Annotated in this window: 2 protein-coding genes; both read right to left on the bottom strand. The window is 36.4% G+C overall.

Going from position 1 to position 4,567, the window contains the following annotated elements; all coding sequences use genetic code 11:
- Positions 1-271: 271 nt before the first annotated feature.
- Entirely contained in the window at positions 272-2,305 is a 2,034-nt protein-coding gene (locus B2145_RS09575; RefSeq protein WP_291101536.1) for an OmpA family protein, read from the bottom strand.
- Positions 2,306-2,403: 98 nt separating this feature from the next.
- A complete protein-coding gene (locus B2145_RS09580; protein WP_291101539.1) occupies positions 2,404-4,179 on the bottom strand; it encodes an Ig-like domain-containing protein in 1,776 nt (591 codons plus the stop codon).
- Between the last annotated feature and the right edge of the window lie 388 nt (positions 4,180-4,567).

Genomic DNA, 4,567 nt, shown 5'->3' on the forward strand with positions numbered 1-4,567 from the left:
CGATTAGTGTGGTAAATGCGAGGGTAAAAATTGTCTTTTTCATATTGAGTGATTTAAGTATTAAAAGCATTGTAAACCAAACAAATTTTGCTGCTCCCAATAAAATAAATAGTAAGGATTGATAATAATAGTCCAATTATTACAAACATTCCTAATTTCCAATTTGATTCGGTATCTTTATTCATAATTCTAGTTTTTATTGTTTAAATAAAAAAGGACAGGGTTTTAAGTTCCTGTCCTTTTATTGATATTATAATTGTATTCAGATAACTTATTTTTCAGCATTAAAAATGTCAATTATCACGGTACGGTTATAAGAACGTTCCTCTGGGAATTCGTTTTTAAAAGGGGAGAAATTTGGATCTTCACCGTAACCGTTTATTTCGAATTTCACATCGGTTCTGCCGGATTTTACCAAGGCACTTTCGATAATTTTTTTCACATTGTTTGCACGAGCCAGAGACAATTTTAGATTATAGGCATCATTTCCAATTATATCGGCATGACCATGAATAATTACCGTTCCGTTTGCGGGAATCTTTGGTACCACAACATCTGTTAGGTATTTTTGGTAAATCAAGATAGCTTTTGAATCATTGAATTCATAAATAACACTGTATCTAATACCTTCATCGATTTTGGCTGGAGCCCAAAGCACAATATGTGCCGTAGTTTCTTTACGTACAACCTTGCCACTTTTGGTTTGACCTATCATTGTAATTTTGAAGTCGCCTTCAGGTCGAGTTCCTAAAATGGACTGTCCAGATAAGCTTGCACTTTCTTGAGTGTAAGGCCCAAATGATTGAACTATTCCTTTTTCATCAGCAACCTGAATAGACCATGATGTAAAAGCTTCGTTTGCACCTTTTGTGTCAAATGTTACATAACTTTCTATAGGTGCTACTTGCAAAACTGCAGTTTCTGATGAATTAGATTTACCTGGACCACTTTGGAATTCTGCTAATAAAACTGGTGAACTACTTTCGATAGAAACTCTTCTATCTCCTTCACGAAGAAGGTCTAATTCACGTACTCCTCCTGGTTGTTCAGACGGGATATTTGGTTTAAATTGACCCTTAGTTCTAATTCTTGTAGCCGTAATTCCAAATGTGTTTACCAAGTAGAATTTAACTGATTCTGCCATTTCTTTAGCTTCTTTTGGTCCTTTTTCTGAAGAACCTACCAAGACGATAGTTGTGGAAGGATTTTTTATCATACGATCACCAAGGATGTTCAGTACATTATAATAAACATTCATTTGTCTTTCTGAACGACCAGATTGGTTTATAGGTGTTACCATTTCGAGTTGATCTTCCCTGAAATCTTTTACCTCTTCTTTTTTAAGTAATTTGTAACGATTTGGTATTTCGGTTGAACCGATATTAAAAAACACATAGTTACGAAGCGGAAAAACTTCTTTAACACGACGTTGAACAGGAACATTTGCGGGAGCATTCACAGAAAACTGAACTTCAGGATCTGGTGTTGGAGCAATAACAACTTCCTCAGGTTTTGTAATTAGATGACCTCGGCCAAATTTAAGTGCAACACCTGCTCTAACAGTTGTTATGTTCAATGTTTCTATAGAACGTGGATTCTGTCCAAAATAGGGGTGAAACGATACAAAAGGCGATAGCACAAATTGTGTATGGTTATTTTGTGAAGAAAGCGGAATATCGAAACCTGCTCCGATTTGCATTGAAATAACAGTTTTATGGATGTCGCTTAAATCTCCTTTCACTTCAGGGCTAACCGCTTGATTAGGATAAGCTGGATTAATTCCCAGTTGGTAAGTGAATGACTGATCTCTAATGAAAGCAAATCGTGGGCCACCAAACAAATAGAAGTTTGATTTGAAAGGAGCAAAACGCAAGCTAGGTTCTACCGTAATGTAGCTGATATTAGTTTTTAAATCTGCTGGACAGTCACAAGGAGTAACTACTTCGTCAAACTTGGCTTTACGATTGTCATATCCTGCTTGTAACATAAAACCCAATCTTGAATCAGGACGGTGATATTCAATAAGGGGGGCAATGAAGAGTCCAACACCTTTACCATCATGAAAAGTGACTGGGGGGGTAAAATCTGAACTCAACTGGTTAGTTGAACCACGATAGAAATTAAAATTGGCACCACCTGCTACACCAAACCACCAAGATGGTTTTGTATACTGTACTTCCTGGGCCTGAACTGGCATTTGAATGTTGAACCAAACCAAAGCCAATAGGATTAGACTTTTTGAGGGCAGGTTATTTAAGAACCACGTCATAGGTGATCCCATTTTAAAATTATTTATATTTTTCATTTTATATTTTTTAAAATTTTATTATTATGTTTGAATAAATCCCGCCCGAAGACGGGATATAATTTTTTGGTTTTTAAACCATACGATCAATGAATTAGTTAGGGTACATTAATAATTGTATTTACCATAGTAACCGCAGATACTAATGAAATCGCTCTTCCATTTAATACAGTTTCTTGACCAACTGGAGACGTGCTATTAGCAGGAGAAGACAAAGTCACTCCGGAATTAGCGATTATGTTTCCAACCATAACTCCACCACCGGCGTAGTTAATAACGGCTGATGAACCAACATACCAATATACATTATTAGGATTACCTACACCATTTAAAAATACAACACTACTTGGTGCAGAATCACCTACTGTTAAACTAGAAGGTGCTTGAAAGTACCATTTTGCATTGGGATCACCTTGGGCATCTAATGTAAGATTTCCGTTAGTTACTTTAAAAGAGCTAGCGGCCGTATAAATACCAGGAGCTAATGTTAATCCACCTAGTTCGCCTGCTCCCGGATTGACAACACCACCCGGCATTGAAGCAGGAGAGATGCTAAGATAAAGGGTTCTGGCTGCGTTCAATCCAGCTAATGCAGTTGCTGCATTGGTAGCAGTTCCTGGCGCCGGCGCTGCTGTGTATATTCCACCGGTTACAAGTCCATTGTTTAATGGGGTTACTGTATAAACATTTCCATTTGTACCATCTGTAAAACCTGTTACTAAAGTTGAGGCGGCAGTTGTACCAATTGATCCATTAACCACAGTATGTAATCCTTGATTGGTTATTCCGGCATTTCCACCGAAAGCTCCAAATCCCAAACCGTTTGTTGTATTTACAGGAGGAGGATTTGCGTTTACTGGATTGAAAGTTGTAAAATTCCAAACATAATCATTGGCCAACGCAGTACCGGCAACGTTTCTTGCTCCCGTAGTAATGGTACAAGTATAAACTTTATTACCTACTAACGGAGAAGATGGCGTAAAAGTAACCGTTGATCCAGAATAGGAAATGGTTCCTAGTATTGCAGTAGCACCTTGTTTTACTGTATAGGTAAGATCTGTTAGAGTCAAAGGATTCATTGGCATGTTAAAGGTTGCCGTAATTATTTTATTAAGTGCAACACCAATAGCATTGTTTGCTGGGTCAGTTGAAACTACAATAGGCAAAAGACCTGTAGTAAATGTCCATACATAATCACTAGCTATCTCAATACCGGCAAGGTTTTTAGCGCCTGTAGTTATGGTACAAGTATATACTTTATTTTCTGCTAATGGAGAAGACGGTGTAAAAGAAACCATTGTTCCAGAATAGGTAATTGCTCCTAATACTGTGGTTGCACCTTGCTTAACAGTAAATGTTGTAGCCGTTAAGGTCAAAGGATCCATTGACATATTAAAGGTTGCCGTAATAACTTTATTAAGTGCAACATCAATGGCAAGGTTTGCTGGATCAGTTGAAACTATTAGAGGTAAAAATCCAGTTGTAAAAGTCCATATATAATCAGTTTGTAAAGCATTACCTGTCTTGTCTTTAGCCGATGTCGTAATTCTTCCGGTATAAACAGTGTTAGCGGCAAGACGGCTAGTAGGAGTAAATGTTGCGACCGCTCCAGAAAGTGTAACCGTTCCTGAAACAGGTGCTCCTCCTACCGTTATGATAAATGAGGATGCCGTAATAGTTGCCGGGTTCATGGTCTCATTGAAGGTAGCCGTAATTATCTGGTTCAAGGGAACACCAGAAGCACCATTAATTGGGTTCGTTGTTGTCACAATTGGACATACACCGATGGTTTCCACGAAATCATCTTTTGCACATCCCGTCATTAAAGCAATAAATAGTATTGCAATGATTGATAGTAGTTTTTTAATTTTCATTTTTTTTTGATTTTTTAGGGTTAAATAATTTTATGGTACAAAGGTTGGTCAGTTATTGTCTGTAAGTATTATACAATTCCAGCAAAGAGTTGCATTATTCACACATTTTGGAAATTTTACTTCGTTAATTTGACTTGTATTCATTTAAACATCAATACGTTATGAGTAATTTAACAATATATTTAACAATATATTTAACAATTTATATATCTTTAACGCCAGGGGGAGTTATAAAAAAACCACAAAAAAAATCGAGGTTTTTAGGCCTCGATTTTTCAAAATAACTAAAACAGTTTCAAATGTTTAGTTATAATAAGTTTTATAATGTTAGTTCTCTTTTTTATTTTTTTTATTTTCCCAATTCACACATAAATGTTGTCAATTCTCT

Origin of the sequence: Flavobacterium sp. UBA5153, assembly GCA_002413745.1 — a bacterium.
Classification (GTDB): Bacteria; Bacteroidota; Bacteroidia; order Flavobacteriales; family Flavobacteriaceae; genus Flavobacterium.